The sequence below is a fragment of the Tsuneonella sp. CC-YZS046 genome (genome assembly GCF_035581365.1).
Lineage (GTDB): Bacteria > Pseudomonadota > Alphaproteobacteria > Sphingomonadales > Sphingomonadaceae > JAWKXU01.
In genome coordinates this window covers 2,663,838-2,678,829 of sequence record NZ_CP141590.1, presented here as the reverse complement: position 1 = coordinate 2,678,829, position 14,992 = coordinate 2,663,838, and the positions used below count along the sequence as shown (strand labels likewise).

21 protein-coding genes are annotated in these 14,992 nt (G+C 63.8%); 9 read left to right on the top strand and 12 right to left on the bottom strand.

Annotated features, from left to right (window positions below; all coding sequences use genetic code 11):
- Window positions 1-129: 129 nt before the first annotated feature.
- Window positions 130-519, top strand: coding sequence for a (2Fe-2S) ferredoxin domain-containing protein (locus U8326_RS13165; protein WP_324740833.1), 390 nt, complete (start codon window positions 130-132; stop codon window positions 517-519).
- A gap of 42 nt (window positions 520-561) precedes the next feature.
- On the opposite strand, the gene U8326_RS13160 is transcribed toward U8326_RS13165, so the two are convergent.
- The gene (locus U8326_RS13160; protein WP_324740832.1) at window positions 562-864 is read right to left on the bottom strand and encodes a hypothetical protein; all 303 of its coding nucleotides are present in this window, start codon (window positions 862-864) and stop codon (window positions 562-564) included.
- Window positions 865-973: 109 nt separating this feature from the next.
- Between U8326_RS13160 and U8326_RS13155 the strand changes: the two genes are divergently transcribed.
- From U8326_RS13155 to xth, 3 genes are all read left to right on the top strand, one after another.
- Window positions 974-1,402, top strand: coding sequence for a CBS domain-containing protein (locus tag U8326_RS13155; protein ID WP_324740831.1), 429 nt, complete (start codon window positions 974-976; stop codon window positions 1,400-1,402).
- 72 nt (window positions 1,403-1,474) lie between these two features.
- Entirely contained in the window at window positions 1,475-1,807 is a 333-nt protein-coding gene (gene erpA, locus U8326_RS13150) for an iron-sulfur cluster insertion protein ErpA (RefSeq protein ID WP_324740830.1), read from the top strand.
- Window positions 1,808-1,864: 57 nt separating this feature from the next.
- Window positions 1,865-2,638, top strand: a complete 774-nt coding sequence (gene xth / locus U8326_RS13145; RefSeq protein WP_324740829.1) for an exodeoxyribonuclease III — start codon at window positions 1,865-1,867, stop codon at window positions 2,636-2,638.
- Between the two features lie 60 nt (window positions 2,639-2,698).
- On the opposite strand, the gene U8326_RS13140 is transcribed toward xth, so the two are convergent.
- The 10 genes from U8326_RS13140 to U8326_RS13095 form a co-directional block, all read right to left on the bottom strand.
- The gene (locus U8326_RS13140; RefSeq protein WP_324740828.1) at window positions 2,699-3,307 is read right to left on the bottom strand and encodes a cell wall hydrolase; all 609 of its coding nucleotides are present in this window, start codon (window positions 3,305-3,307) and stop codon (window positions 2,699-2,701) included.
- A 275-nt stretch (window positions 3,308-3,582) separates the two neighbouring features.
- On the bottom strand, window positions 3,583-3,912 hold the full coding sequence (locus U8326_RS13135) for a DUF1491 family protein (protein ID WP_324740827.1): 330 nt from the start codon (window positions 3,910-3,912) through the stop codon (window positions 3,583-3,585).
- On the bottom strand, window positions 3,912-4,394 hold the full coding sequence (locus U8326_RS13130; protein ID WP_324740826.1) for a PaaI family thioesterase: 483 nt from the start codon (window positions 4,392-4,394) through the stop codon (window positions 3,912-3,914). Before U8326_RS13130 ends, U8326_RS13135 begins: the two co-directional genes overlap by 1 nt.
- Window positions 4,369-4,830: a PTS sugar transporter subunit IIA gene (locus tag U8326_RS13125; protein WP_324740825.1), complete on the bottom strand. Its 462-nt coding sequence runs from the start codon at window positions 4,828-4,830 to the stop codon at window positions 4,369-4,371. The genes U8326_RS13130 and U8326_RS13125 overlap by 26 nt, the downstream gene beginning before the upstream one ends.
- Before the next feature lie 127 nt (window positions 4,831-4,957).
- Complete coding sequence (hpf, locus tag U8326_RS13120; RefSeq protein ID WP_324740824.1) at window positions 4,958-5,518, bottom strand: ribosome hibernation-promoting factor, HPF/YfiA family; 561 nt, start codon at window positions 5,516-5,518, stop codon at window positions 4,958-4,960.
- 37 nt (window positions 5,519-5,555) lie between these two features.
- Window positions 5,556-6,239: a DNA polymerase III subunit epsilon gene (gene dnaQ, locus U8326_RS13115; RefSeq protein WP_324740823.1), complete on the bottom strand. Its 684-nt coding sequence runs from the start codon at window positions 6,237-6,239 to the stop codon at window positions 5,556-5,558.
- Between the two features lie 65 nt (window positions 6,240-6,304).
- Window positions 6,305-6,910, bottom strand: coding sequence for a dephospho-CoA kinase (coaE, locus tag U8326_RS13110; RefSeq protein WP_324740822.1), 606 nt, complete (start codon window positions 6,908-6,910; stop codon window positions 6,305-6,307).
- Entirely contained in the window at window positions 6,907-7,767 is an 861-nt protein-coding gene (locus U8326_RS13105) for a shikimate dehydrogenase (RefSeq protein WP_324740821.1), read from the bottom strand. Before U8326_RS13105 ends, coaE begins: the two co-directional genes overlap by 4 nt.
- Entirely contained in the window at window positions 7,764-8,348 is a 585-nt protein-coding gene (locus tag U8326_RS13100; protein ID WP_324740820.1) for a Maf family protein, read from the bottom strand. The genes U8326_RS13105 and U8326_RS13100 overlap by 4 nt, the downstream gene beginning before the upstream one ends.
- Window positions 8,345-9,190, bottom strand: coding sequence for a pyruvate, water dikinase regulatory protein (locus U8326_RS13095; protein ID WP_324740819.1), 846 nt, complete (start codon window positions 9,188-9,190; stop codon window positions 8,345-8,347). Before U8326_RS13095 ends, U8326_RS13100 begins: the two co-directional genes overlap by 4 nt.
- 319 nt (window positions 9,191-9,509) lie before the next feature.
- Here U8326_RS13095 and hemE point away from each other — a divergent pair, with 319 nt between their 5' ends.
- The 3 genes from hemE to rho all read left to right on the top strand — a co-directional run bounded on the left by hemE (window position 9,510) and on the right by rho (window position 12,466).
- Window positions 9,510-10,535 carry a uroporphyrinogen decarboxylase gene (hemE, locus tag U8326_RS13090; protein WP_324740818.1) on the top strand — a complete coding sequence of 342 codons (1,026 nt, stop codon included), beginning with the start codon at window positions 9,510-9,512 and terminating at the stop codon, window positions 10,533-10,535.
- A 31-nt stretch (window positions 10,536-10,566) separates the two neighbouring features.
- Window positions 10,567-11,010 carry a CopD family protein gene (locus U8326_RS13085; RefSeq protein ID WP_324740817.1) on the top strand — a complete coding sequence of 148 codons (444 nt, stop codon included), beginning with the start codon at window positions 10,567-10,569 and terminating at the stop codon, window positions 11,008-11,010.
- 199 nt (window positions 11,011-11,209) lie between these two features.
- Entirely contained in the window at window positions 11,210-12,466 is a 1,257-nt protein-coding gene (rho, locus tag U8326_RS13080; RefSeq protein ID WP_324740816.1) for a transcription termination factor Rho, read from the top strand.
- 132 nt (window positions 12,467-12,598) lie between these two features.
- On the opposite strand, the gene U8326_RS13075 is transcribed toward rho, so the two are convergent.
- Complete coding sequence (locus U8326_RS13075; RefSeq protein WP_324740815.1) at window positions 12,599-13,297, bottom strand: dienelactone hydrolase family protein; 699 nt, start codon at window positions 13,295-13,297, stop codon at window positions 12,599-12,601.
- Window positions 13,298-13,409: 112 nt separating this feature from the next.
- On the opposite strand from U8326_RS13075, the gene U8326_RS13070 reads away from it, so the two are divergent.
- Both U8326_RS13070 and mnmE read left to right on the top strand, forming a co-directional pair.
- The gene (locus tag U8326_RS13070) at window positions 13,410-13,667 is read left to right on the top strand and encodes a DUF6489 family protein (protein ID WP_324740814.1); all 258 of its coding nucleotides are present in this window, start codon (window positions 13,410-13,412) and stop codon (window positions 13,665-13,667) included.
- A gap of 27 nt (window positions 13,668-13,694) precedes the next feature.
- The gene (gene mnmE, locus U8326_RS13065) at window positions 13,695-14,966 is read left to right on the top strand and encodes a tRNA uridine-5-carboxymethylaminomethyl(34) synthesis GTPase MnmE (RefSeq protein ID WP_324740812.1); all 1,272 of its coding nucleotides are present in this window, start codon (window positions 13,695-13,697) and stop codon (window positions 14,964-14,966) included.
- Window positions 14,967-14,992 lie beyond the last annotated feature (26 nt).

The window sequence follows — 14,992 nt, the reverse complement described above, 5'->3', positions numbered from 1 at the left end:
CAAGGCGCGGCCGGGCCGGCCTCATTCCAGTTCCGGTTCAACCGGAACGAGCTTGGAATTTACCTGTTTTCCGTGATTTCCGGGCGGCAAATGATTCCACTGGCTTCGAAATCACCCTAGACAGCACTGATGACGGATGAAGCGGCGCCCGAGCGCGAAACGCCAGACATCAGGCAGGCCCGCAAGGCCCTCAGGCATATCGGGGGCGAGGCGATCTCGCGGCACATCTTCCTCTGCGCGGAATCCGAGAAGGGAAAATGCTGTTCCCGCAAGGAAGGCGCCGAGGCCTGGAAATATCTCAAGAAGCGGCTCAGCCAGTTGCGGCTGGCCGACAAGGGCGGCGTGGCGCGCACCAAGGCCGATTGCCTGCGTATTTGCGAGGCCGGGCCGATTGCCGTCGTCTGGCCGGACGGCGTCTGGTATCACAGCTGCACGCCCGATGTGCTCGAGCGCATCATCCAGGAACATCTGATCGGTGGATCGCCGGTGGAGGAATACCGGCTGCGCCCGTCCGACTAGGGTGAGGACCTAAAGCGCTCCGGCGAACCGGGCCGTTTCGGCTCAATCCTTCTTGTCGTCCTGCTCGTCTTCAAGCGGATCGATGATCGCATCGTCATGGCCGGTTCCGCTGGAAAGGAACACCAGCCCCATCAGCGCCGACATCAGCAGCATCGCAAAGCCGATGCCCAGCGCGGTCGCGATGTAGAAGTGGATCGAGACAAAGCCATTGTTGCGATAGAGCAAGGCCATCGCGACGATAATCACCGCCACGGTTACGCCCAGCATGAAACGCATCAGCCGCTTGTAGCGCGCCCAGGCGTAAGCGGCATTGCCGGGATCGTCGAGGGGAGAGCGCGGTATCATCGGAAGGTGGTCTGCACCCCTTCCGCCCCTGATGCAAACCCAATTCGCCTTGCTGGCCAATCTGACAGCTTCATGGCATTATCTGTCATCATAAGATGGGAGAATGAGCGTGAAAGTCTCGCATTTGATCGAGCAGCGTGGCGGCGAGGTTCACACTTGCGGTGTCAATACAGGAGTGGCCAAGGCCGCCGGCCTGCTTGCCGAACGCCGCATCGGCGCCTTGCCGGTGATGGAGGCGACCAGGGTCGTCGGCGTCTTTTCGGAACGCGACCTGCTTTACTGCATCGCCAGCGAAGGCGCCGCCGCGCTGGACCGGACCGTGGGAGAAGTGATGACGGCCCCGGCCGTCACCATCGACCCGGAAACGAACGTGCTGGAAGCCCTGAGCCTGATGACTCGCCGCCGTATTCGCCATCTGCCGGTGGTGCGCAATGGCGGCATGGTCGGCCTGGTGTCGATCGGCGATCTCGTCAAGCAAAGGGTGGAACTGGCCGAAGCGGAAGCCCAGGCCATGCGGAACTATATCCAGACCGCCTGAGGGTCCGCCAGCGGCAGCCTTGCGCAAGCAGCATGGCTTGCGGTGAGCGGATGCGCGTCCTACATCCATCCCATGTCTCTATCCCCAGTCACTCTCACCCCTGCCGCCGCGGCGCGCGTCGCCGCCATCGCGGCGAAGCAGGCAAAGCCCGCGATGCTGCGCCTTTCGGTGGAAGGCGGGGGCTGCTCCGGCTTTCAGTACCGGTTCGGCCTGGCCGAAGCGGTGGAAGGCGACGATTCCATCAGCGAAACGGACGGGGTCAAGCTGGTGATCGATCCGATGAGCCTGGAACTGGTGGCCGGCAGCATGGTCGATTTCGTCGAATCCCTTGGCGGCACCTCTTTCCAGGTGACCAATCCCAATGCCGCCGCTGGCTGCGGATGCGGGTCCAGCTTTGCAATCTGAGCATTCGTTCCAGCCTGAGCTTGCGGCTGTTTCGATGGGAGCAGGGCAAGAGCACGCATGAAGGTCGCCAGTTTCAACATCAACGGTATCCGCGCCCGCCTGCCGCGCCTGTTGGAATGGCTGGAGGAAACCCGCCCGGCCATCGCCTGCCTGCAGGAAATCAAATGCCAGGATGACAGTTTCCCCGCCGCCGACCTCGAAAGGATCGGCTATCGCGCGATCTGGCATGGGCAGAAGGGCTTCAACGGCGTGGCCATCCTGGCCGATGGGGAAACCCCGGCGGAAGTGCTGCGCGGCCTGCCGGGCGAGCCGGAGGACGACCATTCCCGCTATCTCGAAGCAGATGTCAAAGGCGTGCGGATCGTATGCATCTACCTGCCGAACGGCAATCCGCAGCCGGGGCCGAAATTCGAATACAAGCTCAGGTGGATGAACCGCCTGCGGGCGCGGATGCGGGAAATCTGGGCGGAAGAAATCCCGGCCATCGTGACCGGCGACTTCAACGTGATCCCGCAGGACAAGGATGTCTGGTCACCGCCCGCCATGGCCAGCGATGCGCTGATGCAGCCCGAAGCCCGCGATGCCTATGCGCAATTGCTCAACGATGGATGGACCGACGCCATCGACACATTCTATCCGATGGGCGGGGCCTGGACCTTCTGGGATTACCAGGCGGGCGCCTGGCAGCATGACCATGGCTTCCGGATCGACCACGCGCTGCTTTCGCCGGAATGCGCTGACCGGCTCACCGCCGCGGGAGTCGACAAGAGCTACCGGGGCCGGGAAAAGGCCAGCGACCACGCGCCGGTGTGGGTCACCTTGCGCAATTGATTGCGCTGCCCGCGATGGCAGGCGGGTTGCGGACCATTGCCCGCGACCCGCCCGTCGATCTCAGCGATAGAATACGTGGTTTTCGACCTGGGCCACGCGCGTCAGGCGCCAGCCCGGCGACACATGCCGCGCATGGAAGAACAGCGCGCCCTTGGCGGGGCTTTCCCAGCTGCCGTCATGCGCGATCTGGGCGATGGCGCGCGCTTCGCGCCAGGCGATCGAGCCGGTCTTGATGGCCGGCATCTGCCCGCCACGGACGAAGGAGAATTGCGAAGGCTGATAGACCACGCCGCAATAGGTGGCCGGAAAACGCCCGGATTTGGCGCGATTCACGATCACGCGGCCCACAGCGAGCTGACCTGCCAGCGGTTCGCCCTTCGATTCGAAATAGATGGCGCCCGCCAGGCAGCGCATGTCCTTGGACATTTCGCCATCCGTGGGGGTCCCGGAAACGAGTTCGGCCAGGGAACCGGCTTCGGAGAGCGGCGGCTCCGCCTTTTCGTCGGCCGGGAGCGGCTGCACCACGGCGCGCGCTTCCATCCTGATGGTTTCCGCCGGGGATTGGGAAACGGCCTCCTCATCGAGAGTCGCTGCCTGAGTCTCCAGCGACTGGTCGATCAGGGTCTGGATCGTTTCCTGTGCGAAAGCACCGGAACCTTCGGTGCTCAAAAGAGTAGCAACAAATGTAGCGGCCACGGCAATAGCACTGGCCTGGTTGGTCTTACGGCTCATCCGGTCCGTCGTTCAAGGCGGTGAACGTGCCCGACACAGGCTGGAAATCCGGCATGCCCTCGCGTGCCTTGGTATGGATTTTCCAACAGCCTGCCGGCCGCCCCCCGTCTGCGTGCTAGCCGCGCCGGCCGAAATGCCGCCGCCGCCGCCTGCGCGGAAGTAGTGGGCGGCCTTTATTCCGCAGTGCAGCAGAGTCAATAACGTTAAGATGTTTATCGGATGAACCGTTCCCCATCAGCGATATCCAACTCCAAAATCCACAGGTCGCTGTCCTGACGCCGCCGCCTTTGCAGATAATCCTGAAAATTTTCTTTATTTTCAATATCTTCTGATTTTACCAGGGACCAGGGCCGTGTGCCGTCCGGATGCGGCATCCGCTCGAACGCCCGGGAACCACGGTCATTCTCGTGGCAAACGACGAGTATCGTTCCGGAATCCCGCTCCCCCTTTGCCAGCACGGTCGCGAACCCGCCGGCATTCTCGACCGCCCGGATCAGGCCGCTAATCTCGATATGAGTGGGAAGCCGGCCCGCCACACGCATTATCCGGGCGTGCTGTATCCGGGCAGGCCCGACAAGGCGATGCGCGAGCGCATGAAAGTGCCGGTGCCGCGGCCGATCTCCTCCCCTTCCTGATCGAGCAGGCGCCCTTCCGCCACCAGCACCCGCCGGCGACCGCTGATCCAGCGCCCTTCGGCCACGAGCGGGCCTTGCTTGATCGGCCGGGAAAAATGGAGATTGAAGCTGGTCGTCAGCAGAAAGCGGTCCGTCACCATGGTGTTGGCCGCATAGAAGGCCGCATCGTCCAGCATCTTGAAATAGATGGTGCCATGCGCGGCCCCGGCAGCATGGAAATGGCGCTCGTCGACCATGAAGCGAATGCGGGCCGACCCTTCGCCAAGGATCTCCAGCCGGGAATCGAACAGATGGTTTATCGGAGCGGAGGCATAGAGATTTTCCAGCGCCCGCCAGTGGAGGGACGCGCCCTCCACCGCGCGATCATGCGGCGTCGCGATCTGTGACATTGTTCAACAGCGCGTAAATGGCTTCTGCGTCATTGGCATGGATTAGCACATCCCGGACGGATTCGTTACGGAACAGGCGGGAAACGGCGGCCAGCGCCTGCAGGTGGACTGCGCCCGCGTTTTCCGGAGACAGCAGGCCGAACACCATTTCAACCGGCATTCCATCGGCGGAATCGAACTCGACCGGGTGATCCAGGCGGAGAAACGCGGCAACGGGCCGGGCGAGGCCCGGAACCCGCGCATGCGGGATGGCGACCCCGCGCCCGAAACCCGTGCTGCCGAGCTTCTCGCGTTCCTCTATCCGCTCGAGCACATCGGCCTGATCTAGCTCATAGACCTGCGCGAAACGGCTCGAAAGTTGCTCGAGAATCGCCTGCTTGCTGTCCGCATGAATGACTGCGACCGCCTTGGGATGAAGCGAATAGATGAAATCCATTGTCCTACCGGGTTGAAAGCTCCGACCAGGGCAAGCCGGAAGATCATTACGTGCAAAGGAGTAAATTGCCGCCGCCCATGCCAAAAGGCAGCGATCAAGCCCGTTACGCGAATGATCGCGGAAGGCCTCAGGAAGGCTCGACCCAGCCGATCGACCCATCGTTGCGGCGGTAGACCATATTATGGCGCCCGGTTCCAGCATTTTTGAAGAACAGCGCATTGGTATTGCGCAAATCCATCATCATCACCGCATCCGAAACGCTCGCTTCGGGAATATCCACCCGGGTTTCGGCAATGATCGGCGGGGCATCGGCGGCTTCCTCGGCTTCCGGCTCGTCGGCGAAGATGCGATATGCCGCGTCTTCCTCCCGCAAGGCGTAAGCGGTCTGTTCATGCCGGCCCTTGAGGCGCCGCTTGTAGCGCCGCAACTGCTTTTCGATCTTCTCGGCCGCCTGATCGAGCGCCGCATGGGCATCGTGCGCAACGGCGTGCCCCTTGAGGATCAGGCCCTGCATGACATGCGTGACGATGTCGCAGCTGAATGCATGGGCCGGCGCCTTGCCGAAAGTGATATTCGAGGAAAGCGCCTGGCTGAAATATTTTCCGATGATCGCATTCAGCCGTTCCGAGGCATGCTCCTGCAGAGCGGCGCCAGTATCCATCTGATGGCCGGACACACGGATATCCATTTTGATGCAATCTCCTGCTTTTTGGCCCGGGACGGAATCAACCCGTCCAGAGCGGGGACTTCAAACTTTCGACGAAGGCGGCATGGCGCGCCAGCTCCTCCGCATCCGCCGCATGGGGACGCGCCGGCCGGAACACCCTTTCGCGGTGAACGGCGGCCGCCGCGGCCACAATCGTGGTTTCCTGAACCGCCGCCAGTTCCAGCCCGATCTGCCGGCCGCCGTTCAGCTCCACATAAAGCTGCGCCAGCAATTCGGCGTCGAGCAGCGCGCCATGCCTGGTGCGGTGGCTCCGATCGATACCATAGCGGGTGCACAACGCATCCAGAGAGAGCTTTGCACCGGGGTGGCGGACCTTGGCGATGGCTATGGTGTCCACCATCCTGCTTCCGCAGACCGGCTCCAACCCGCAAATGCGCAACTCGGCATTGAGGAAGGTGAAATCGAATCCGGCATTGTGCGCCACCAGCGGCGCCTCGCCCAGAAATTCGAGCAGCTCGCCCGCCTTCTCGTGAAAACGCGGCTTGTCGGCCAGGAAGCTGTCGGAAAGCCCGTGCACCGCCTCGGCTTCCGCCGGCATCGGAATATCGGGATTGAAATAGGCGTGGAAGGTTCGGCCCGTCGCCACACGGTTGACCATTTCAATGCACCCTATCTCCACCATCCTGTCACCCTTGGCGGGATCGAGGCCGGTCGTTTCGGTGTCGAAGATGATCTCTCGCATCGTTTGACCTATATTGGTCCGGCACGGCGGCGTGGCAAGTGAAATACGACCTTGAGAGATGCGCTTTACGCGCTCGCCAACCGCTTGCGGACGTCCTCCAGCAGCCGGACCACATCCGCCCTGGTTTCTTCCAGGGATTGCCCGGTATCTATCACGTAATCGGCCCGCGCCCGCTTTTCGGCATCGGGTGTCTGGATTTCCAGTATTTCGGCAAATTTTTCAGGTGTCATGCCCGGCCGGGCCAGCACGCGGCGGCGCTGGATCTCGGATGAGGCGGAAACCACGGCGATCGCGTCGACCCGTTCCCAGCCGCCCTTTTCGAACAGCAGGGGAATATCGAACACCACGATGTCCTGCCCGGCATGTTCCAGCAGGAATTCCTTGCGCAGCGTCTCGACCGCCGGATGCACGATCGACTCGAGCCGCGCGAGCGCATCCTTGTCCCCGAACACCCGCACGCCGAGGGCGGGGCGGTTCACTCCGTCCGGCCCGGTGGTGCCAGGAAACGCCGCCTCGATCGCGGGCAGCAGGCGCCCTCCCGGCCCTTGCAGGCGATGGACGGCCGCATCCGCATCGAACACCGGCACGCCCAGCTCGGCGAACATCAGGGCGACGGTGGACTTGCCCATGCCGATCGACCCGGTGAGGCCCAGGATGAAGGGATGGCTCATGCGCCCAGAATCCCGCGCAGGCGCGCGTCCCCGTCATCGCGCGGCGGCGCTTCTCCGAAAAAGCGGATGAACGCCTCCGCGGCCTGGCCGATCAGCATGTTGAGCCCGTCAAGCGTCCGGAACCCGGCTTCCCTCGCCCGGCGCAGCAAGTCGGTTTCGAGGGGATGGGTGACAATATCATAGACGATGCTTCCCGGCGGCGCATGGCTGAGATCGAAGGAAAGCGGCGGCTGCCCCGCCATGCCCAACGCGCTGGCATTGACGATCAGATCGAAGCATCCTTCCCGGTCGTCGAAGGAGAAATCGGTCGGCTCCCCGAAAAGGGCCAGATCGACGGAGTGATGTTCACCGCCGGGATCAAGCTCTTCCAGCAGGCCCCGCGCCTTGTCGGGATTGCGCCCGGCAAGGACGATCACCACGTTTTCGGCGGCCAGCGCTGTGACTATTGCCCGCGCGGCGCCGCCGGTGCCGATCACCCGCGCCATGCGGAACAGATGGCTCTGCGCCAGCAGGGGGCGCAGCGGCTCGAGAAAGCCCCCCGCATCGGTATTGTAGCCGGACAGCGTCCCGTCGCTTTCCCGGATAATCGTGTTCACCGCGCCGATCTTCCGCGCCAGCGGATCGAGCCGGTCGAGATAGGGGATGACCGCCTGCTTATGCGGCATGGTCACATTGCAGCCCCGCCAGTCGGGATCTTCGCGGCGGGCGGCAAGATAATCGGCGAGGCCTGCGCCGGTGACATGGCAGGCGCGATATTCCGCATCCAGTCCGAGCCGGCCGATCCAATAGCCATGGATCGCGGGCGACTTGGACTGCGCGATCGGATCGCCGATCACTTCGGCATAGGGCCGGCTCATGCCCCGATCTCCCCGAATTCGCGCAATGCCGACAGGACCGGCAGCAACGGCATTCCCAGCACGGTGAAATGATCTCCCTCGATGGTCTCGAACAGCTGGACCCCGCGCGCCTCGATCCGGAACACGCCCACGCAGCCGGCAACCTCGGGCCATTCCACATCGAGGTAATCCCGGATGAAACCTTCCGAAAGCGGCCGCACACGCAGCAGAGCGGTAGCAGAACGGCACCAGAGGATCGCACCATCCCTCGCCAGCGCGGCGGCGCTGTGCAGCTCCATCGTCCGGCCCGAGAAAAAGCGCAGGTGCTCCGCCGCATCTTCCCGCGAGGCCGGCTTGTCGAACCGGCGCCCCTCCACCACGACCAGCGAATCGCTTCCCAGAACGAGCTGGCCCGCCTCGGCAGAGGGGACGGCCAGAGCCTTGGCTTCGGCAAGGGCGCGCGCCACCGCCGGGGGCGGGGCGCCGTTCAATCCCTGCTCCAGCGCGCGCTCATCGATCGAAGCGGCTTCGGCGCGGAACGAAACCCCCGCCGCCTCCAGCATCGCGCGGCGCGACTGGCTTCTGGAAGCAAGCAGGATCATAGCAGGCTGGCGCCTTGCGGATCCTTGCCGGGCGATGCCTGCCTTTCGCTGTAAAGGCGCAGGATCGCCGCAGCCGTTTCCTCGATCGAGCGGCGGGTGACGTCGATCACCGGCCAGCCGTTGTCGGCGAACATGCGGCGGGCCAGCTGCAGTTCCTTGCGGACCCGTTCCTCGTCGACATAATCGGTCTCGGTCGCCTCGTTCAGCGAAAGCAGGCGGTTCCGGCGAACCTGGACCAGCCGGTCGGGCGCGGTGGTGAGGCCCACCACCAGCGGATGCCGCAAGCCGAACAGGCTGGGCGGGGCCGGACTTTCGACCACCAGCGGGATATTCGCCACCTTGAAGCCGCGATTGGCCAGATAGATGCTGGTCGGGGTCTTGGATGTGCGCGAAACGCCCGCCAGCAGAATATCGGCCTCTTCCCAGTCCTCCCAGCCGACTCCGTCGTCATGGGCGATGGTGTAATGGATCGCCGCGACCCGGTCGAAATAGGCTTCGTCCATCATGTGCTGGCGGCCCGGGCGGGTCTGCGCCTTCTGGCCCAGCTGCGCCGCCAGCGCCGCGGTGACGGCGTCCAGCGCCGGAACCATGGGCAGGCCCAGCACCCGGCATTTCTCTTCCAGCCGGGCGCGGATCTCCGGATTGACCAGAGTGAACAGCACAAGCCCCGGATTGTTCGCCAATTCGCCCAGAATCCGGTCGAGATGCTGCTGGGATCGCACCATCGGCCAGAAATGGCGGATGACATCGGCATTCTCGAACTGGGCAAGCGCCGCCTTCGCCACCATCTCGAGCGTTTCTCCGGTGGAATCCGACAGGAGATGAAGATGAAGCCGGGTCATCGGGAAAGCGCACCGCGAGGCTGTGGACAATGGGCGGCATAAACCACGGGATGAACGAGGGGACAAGGGCGGCCGCGGTTTCCATGCCCGTTTCCGGCCGATCGACCGGGAGCTTCTAGACAGGGGGAAAGCTTTCTCTACAGGCTGTGAGTAACGGGCATATCCCCGGCTTGACGCGCATGGCCCGGGATTCGCCCTGCATGGGAACCCTGTTCAGTTGGGGAGAAATCAGGCAGAGGCCCGTTCTACCCGCTATCCACAGGCCAACAGACTCCTTCATCCTCTTTTAAATATAATATTATTTTGATTGGACTACCCGATGCCCGGCATTCTCCTCGATACGCTGCGTGGTGGGAATTTGTTCCCCAGGCCCCTCTGGCTCATGCGCCAGGCAGGCCGCTACCTGCCGGAATACCGCGCCTTGCGGGCGGAAAAGGGCGGTTTCCTCGAGCTGGTCTATGACAGCGAGGCGGCGGCGGAGATCACGCTCCAGCCGATCCGGCGCTTCGGCTTCGACGGGGCGATCCTGTTCTCGGACATCCTGATCGTTCCCTATGCCATGGGGCAGGATCTGGAATTCCTCGCGGGGGAAGGGCCGCGCCTGTCGCCGCGCCTAGTCGATCATGCGCTGGGCGGCCTGCAGGCCGTGCCGGAAAGGCTGCGGCCGATCTATGAGACCGTCGCGAAGGTCAAAGTGGCGCTGGAACCGGGCAGGACCTTGCTGGGCTTCGCGGGAAGCCCGTGGACGGTGGCGACCTACATGGTGGCGGGCGAGGGCAGCCGCGACCAGCACGCCACCCGGCTGATGGCCTATCGCGATCCGGCCGCGTTCGCCGCGATCATCGATGCGGTCATCGAAGTCACGGTCGATTATCTCTCGGGCCAGATCGAAGCCGGGGCGGAAGCGGTGCAGCTGTTCGACAGCTGGGCCGGCAGCCTGGCCCCGGCCGAATTCGAACGCTGGGTGATCGCGCCCAATGCGCGGATCATTGCCGCGCTCAAGGCCCGCCATCCCGATGTCCCGGTGATCGGCTTTCCCAAGGGAGCGGGGGAAAAGCTGGCCGCCTATGCGCGGGAAACGGGCGCGGATGCGATCGGGCTGGACGAGACGATCGATCCTGTCTGGGCTTCCGCCGCCTTGCCCGATGGCTTGCCGGTGCAGGGCAATTTCGATCCGCTGCTGCTGGAATCCGGCAATGCCGGGCTGGAAAAGCGGGCGATCGCGGTGCTGGAGGCTTTCGCCAGCCGGCCGCATGTCTTCAATCTGGGCCACGGGATCGGGCAATATACGCCGATCGCGCATGTCGAGCGGCTGTTGCGCGCAATCAGGGAATGGAAGGGATGACGCGGGCCTCGAAAGCGCCTAAATCGCGCCCATGCAAGAGATCCTGGGCATGATCTATTACTGGCTCAAGGCGGGCCATATCCTGTTCGTGATATTCTGGATGGCGGGGCTGTTCATGCTCCCCCGCTTCTTCATCTACCATCAGGAAAGCGAGCCGGGCAGCCGGGAAGATCTGGCCTGGGCCGAGCGCGAGAAGCGCCTGCTGAAGATCATCCTCAATCCCTCGCTGATCGTGGTCTGGGCACTGGGGCTGGCCCTGGCCTTCTCGATCGGCGCCTTCGCGCAGGGGTGGTTCTACGCCAAGCTGGCGCTGGTTCTCGGCCTGTCCGCCTATCACGGATGGATGGCCGGCTATGCCCGCAAGCTGGCGCGGGGCGAGCGGGCGCTTTCGGACAGGAACCTGCGCCTGCTCAACGAAGTGCCGGGAGTGACCGCGGCCCTGATCGTCATCCTGGTTATCATCAAGCCCTTCTGACTCTTCCGACCCGGGTCCGTTCGAACCTGCCGCGCGATGAATCGCAAGGCGCCTTCGCTTTGCGAATTGACGAGGGGCGGGCCGAAGATTATCTGAAGTCATCCTTTCGGCACGATCGCGCCTCCCTTGCGATCAGGTCCGCTTTCCCCAAGCCCGACAGACCTGCCGGATACCCACTTTCATTCGGAAAAACCGACCGATGCATCTCAAGGAATTGAAAAAGAAAACGCCCGCCGAACTGGTCGAAATGGCCGAGGAGCTGGGTGTCGAGGGCGCGTCCACGATGCGCCGGCAGGATTTGATGTTCGCCATCCTCAAGGAAGTGGCCGAAGATGGCGAGGAAATCCTCGGCATCGGCACGATCGAGGTGTTGCAGGACGGCTTCGGATTCCTCCGCTCGCCCGAGGCGAACTATCTGGCCGGGCCGGACGACATCTATGTTTCGCCCAACCAGGTCCGCAAATGGGGCCTGCGCACGGGCGACACGGTGGAGGGCGAGATTCGCGCCCCGCGCGACGGGGAGCGCTATTTTGCCCTCACGAAGCTCACCAGCGTCAATTTCGACGATCCCGATGCCGTGCGCCACCGCACCAATTTCGACAATCTGACGCCGCTCTATCCGGACGAGAAGCTGGTTCTCGATACGGTCGACCCCACGGTGAAGGACAAGTCGGCCCGGGTGATCGACATCATCGCTCCGCAGGGCAAGGGCCAGCGCGCCCTGATCGTCGCCCCGCCGCGCACCGGCAAGACCGTGCTGCTGCAGAACATCGCCAAGGCGATCACCGACAATCACCCCGAAGTGTTCCTGATCGTGCTGCTGGTGGACGAGCGGCCCGAGGAAGTCACCGACATGCAGCGCAGCGTGAAGGGGGAAGTGATCTCCTCCACCTTCGACGAGCCGGCCAGCCGCCACGTGCAGGTGGCGGAAATGGTGATCGAGAAGGCCAAGCGCCTGGTCGAGCACAAGAAGGACGTGGTCATCCTGCTCGATTCGATCACCCGCCTGGGCCGCGCCTACAACACGGTGGTGCCCAGCTCCGGCAAGGTGCTGACCGGCGGTGTCGACGCCAACGCGCTGCAGCGGCCCAAGCGCTTCTTCGGCGCGGCCCGCAATATCGAGGAAGGCGGCTCGCTCTCCATCATCGCCACCGCCCTGATCGATACCGGCAGCCGCATGGACGAAGTGATCTTCGAGGAATTCAAGGGCACCGGCAATTCGGAAATCGTGCTGGACCGCAAGGTCGCGGACAAGCGCATCTTCCCCGCGCTGGATGTCGGCAAGTCCGGCACCCGCAAGGAGGAATTGCTGGTGGAGAAGGACAAGCTCAGCAAGATGTGGGTGTTGCGCCGCATCCTGATGCAGATGGGCACGATCGATTCGATGGAATTCCTGCTCGACAAGATGAAGGATTCCAAGACGAACGAGGATTTCTTCGCCACGATGAATCAGTAAGGCGCCACGCTTTACTGATTTATATCAAGGGCTTGCGGCTGGATCCCTGCCGCCGGTCGCATTTGTCTTGCCCCACGCTCGCGCTTTGCGACCGACGCAAGCGGTGCGGGGCAAGGCGCTTGCCGCTGCCGCTCAGCCGAGATGTTCTGCGAAGAACGCTTCGGTCCGGCTGTCGGCCAGCTGCGCGCCGGCCTCGTCGCGGCGATTGCCGGAGGCGGCCGCAAAGCCGTGATCCAGCCCTTCGTAATCATGCAATGTGATCCGGGGATGATCGTCCAGCCCGTCATGCATGGCTTTCTGCGCCTCGGCCGGGACGAAGCCGTCGGCCGTCGGGATATGCAGCAGCAGCGGATTGGCGATGGCCTTGGATTCATTCAGCATCTGGTCGATCATCACGCCGTAATAGCCGACGCTGGCGTCGATGTCGGTGCGCGCCGCCGCCATATAGGCCATCTTGCCGCCGAGGCAGAAGCCGACCAGCCCGACCTTTGCGACGCCTGCCTCGCGCCTGATCCAGTGGATCAGCGCCTCGATATCCTTCACGCCCAGATCGGGATCGTATTGGCCGAAATAACCGAGGGCTTCCTGCATTTCCGCTTCGATGTCCGGATTGAGCTCGATGCCCGGAGCAAACCGCCAGAAGATGTCGGGCGCGGCGGCGAGATAGCCCTTCGCCGACCAGTCCTCGCATTTCTTCCGGATACCCTCGTTCACGCCGAATATCTCCGGAATGACGATGATCGCGGCCCTGGGCGGGCCTTGCGGGCGTGTGACATAGGTCGGGATCGCGCCTTGACCGTCTAGTTCGGGAACCTGGACTGTTTCGGGCATTTCGATGTCTCCTCGGATATTCCCCGAGATTAGGCGGGTAAGATAGACTTTGCCAAGGCCGTGTGACAGATTCGTGCCGCGGTTTTGTGCAGGGCCAGGCAGGAGGCGAGTGATGAAGGTGAATATCGAGATCGATTGCACCCCGGACGAGGCGCGTCGCTTCCTGGGCCTGCCGGATGTGACGCCGCTCAACGAACTTTATATCGAGAATGTCAGGAATGCGATGAGCGGGGCGACCAGCCTCGAGCAGTTGCAGGAACTGTCGAAGCAATTCGCGCCGATGGGGCAGATGGGCCTCAAGCTGTTCCAGAATTTCATGGAAGGGGGCGCGGCCTTCGCCGAAGGGGCGGGTGGCAAGCGCGGCGGATAAGCTGGCGGCAATTCCATCGCATAGCAAATGGATACGATCTTCGCCTTGTCGAGCGGCCCGCCGCCGGCCGCCATCGCGGTGGTGCGGATAAGCGGACCTGACGCGAGCGCTGCGCTGTGCAGCCTGACCGGGCGCTTGCCGCCGCCTCGCCGCGCGCAATTGGCGCGGTTGGCGGATCGGGAAGGCATGGTGCTGGATGAGGCGCTGGTGCTGTGGCTGCCCGGGCCGGCGACGGCGACCGGAGAGGACAGCGCGGAGCTGCATCTTCATGGCGGCCGGGCGGTCGTCGCGGCGGTGGAGCGCGCGCTTGCCGCCATTCCGGGCTTGCGGCAGGCAAGGGCCGGGGAATTTACCCGCCGCGCCTTTGCCAATGGGCGGATCGACCTCGCCCAGGCGGAAGGGCTTGCCGATCTCCTTTCCGCCGAAACCGAATTGCAGCGCCGATCCGCCATCAGCATGGCGGGTGGGGCGTTTTCCGGGACGGTGGAGGATTGGCGCCAGCGCCTGCTGGAGCTGGCCGCGCTGGTCGAGGCCGCGCTGGATTTCTCCGACGAGGACGACGTGGCCCCGCTGCCCGCTTCGTTTCCAGGCAAGCTCGGGCAATTGACCGGCGACTTGCGCGACTGGCTCGACCGGCCGGGCGCGGAAAAGCTGAGGGAAGGTTTCAGGGTGGTTCTGGCTGGCCCACCCAACAGTGGAAAGTCCACACTTTTCAATGCTTTGGTGGAAAGCGAGGCGGCAATCACCTCGCCCTTGGCAGGCACGACCCGCGATGTGATCGTGCGGCCCGTGGCACTGGATGGAATACCGTTCTCCTTCGTGGATACCGCCGGGTTGCATGCCGATCCGTCCGACATGGTCGAAGCAATCGGGATCGGCCGGGCGCAGGAGGAATTGGCCGAGGCGGATCTGGTTCTGTGGCTCGGGCCGGAAGGGGAAGGGCCTGACGGCGCATGGGAGATCGAGGCGCAATGCGATCGGGATCACGCGTCCAAGCGCCATCCCCGGCATCGGGTTTCGGCCGTCACGGGAGAAGGGATCGGGGCCTTGCGCGCCGATCTGGTCGCCATCGCCAGCAAGGCCATGCCCAGGCCCGGCGTGGCCGCGCTCAGCGCGCATCAGCGCCATCTGCTGGCCGAGGCATGGGCGATGCTCTCGGGCGCGGCTGGGGAGGGCGATCTCCTGCTGGTAGCTGAATCGCTGCGCTCAGCGCGCCTCGCGTTTGACCGCCTGACTGGCCGGGCGGGGACCGAGGATATGCTGGACACGCTGTTCGGGCGCTTCTGCATCGGCAAATAGGCGCGCCGAGCTTTATGGAATGTTTC

What these genes read in the sequence shown, in the direction of transcription:
- U8326_RS13165 (WP_324740833.1), top strand. Translation starts at nt 130, where the DNA reads ATGACGGATGAAGCGGCGCCCGAGCGCGAAACGCCAGACATCAGGCAG.
- U8326_RS13160 (WP_324740832.1), bottom strand. Translation starts at nt 864, where the DNA reads ATGATACCGCGCTCTCCCCTCGACGATCCCGGCAATGCCGCTTACGCC.
- erpA (WP_324740830.1), top strand. Translation starts at nt 1,475, where the DNA reads ATGTCTCTATCCCCAGTCACTCTCACCCCTGCCGCCGCGGCGCGCGTC.
- xth (WP_324740829.1), top strand. Translation starts at nt 1,865, where the DNA reads ATGAAGGTCGCCAGTTTCAACATCAACGGTATCCGCGCCCGCCTGCCG.
- U8326_RS13135 (WP_324740827.1), bottom strand. Translation starts at nt 3,912, where the DNA reads ATGCGTGTGGCGGGCCGGCTTCCCACTCATATCGAGATTAGCGGCCTG.
- U8326_RS13130 (WP_324740826.1), bottom strand. Translation starts at nt 4,394, where the DNA reads ATGTCACAGATCGCGACGCCGCATGATCGCGCGGTGGAGGGCGCGTCC.
- U8326_RS13125 (WP_324740825.1), bottom strand. Translation starts at nt 4,830, where the DNA reads ATGGATTTCATCTATTCGCTTCATCCCAAGGCGGTCGCAGTCATTCAT.
- hpf (WP_324740824.1), bottom strand. Translation starts at nt 5,518, where the DNA reads ATGGATATCCGTGTGTCCGGCCATCAGATGGATACTGGCGCCGCTCTG.
- dnaQ (WP_324740823.1), bottom strand. Translation starts at nt 6,239, where the DNA reads ATGCGAGAGATCATCTTCGACACCGAAACGACCGGCCTCGATCCCGCC.
- coaE (WP_324740822.1), bottom strand. Translation starts at nt 6,910, where the DNA reads ATGAGCCATCCCTTCATCCTGGGCCTCACCGGGTCGATCGGCATGGGC.
- U8326_RS13105 (WP_324740821.1), bottom strand. Translation starts at nt 7,767, where the DNA reads ATGAGCCGGCCCTATGCCGAAGTGATCGGCGATCCGATCGCGCAGTCC.
- U8326_RS13100 (WP_324740820.1), bottom strand. Translation starts at nt 8,348, where the DNA reads ATGATCCTGCTTGCTTCCAGAAGCCAGTCGCGCCGCGCGATGCTGGAG.
- U8326_RS13095 (WP_324740819.1), bottom strand. Translation starts at nt 9,190, where the DNA reads ATGACCCGGCTTCATCTTCATCTCCTGTCGGATTCCACCGGAGAAACG.
- hemE (WP_324740818.1), top strand. Translation starts at nt 9,510, where the DNA reads ATGCCCGGCATTCTCCTCGATACGCTGCGTGGTGGGAATTTGTTCCCC.
- U8326_RS13085 (WP_324740817.1), top strand. Translation starts at nt 10,567, where the DNA reads ATGCAAGAGATCCTGGGCATGATCTATTACTGGCTCAAGGCGGGCCAT.
- rho (WP_324740816.1), top strand. Translation starts at nt 11,210, where the DNA reads ATGCATCTCAAGGAATTGAAAAAGAAAACGCCCGCCGAACTGGTCGAA.
- U8326_RS13075 (WP_324740815.1), bottom strand. Translation starts at nt 13,297, where the DNA reads ATGCCCGAAACAGTCCAGGTTCCCGAACTAGACGGTCAAGGCGCGATC.
- U8326_RS13070 (WP_324740814.1), top strand. Translation starts at nt 13,410, where the DNA reads ATGAAGGTGAATATCGAGATCGATTGCACCCCGGACGAGGCGCGTCGC.
- mnmE (WP_324740812.1), top strand. Translation starts at nt 13,695, where the DNA reads ATGGATACGATCTTCGCCTTGTCGAGCGGCCCGCCGCCGGCCGCCATC.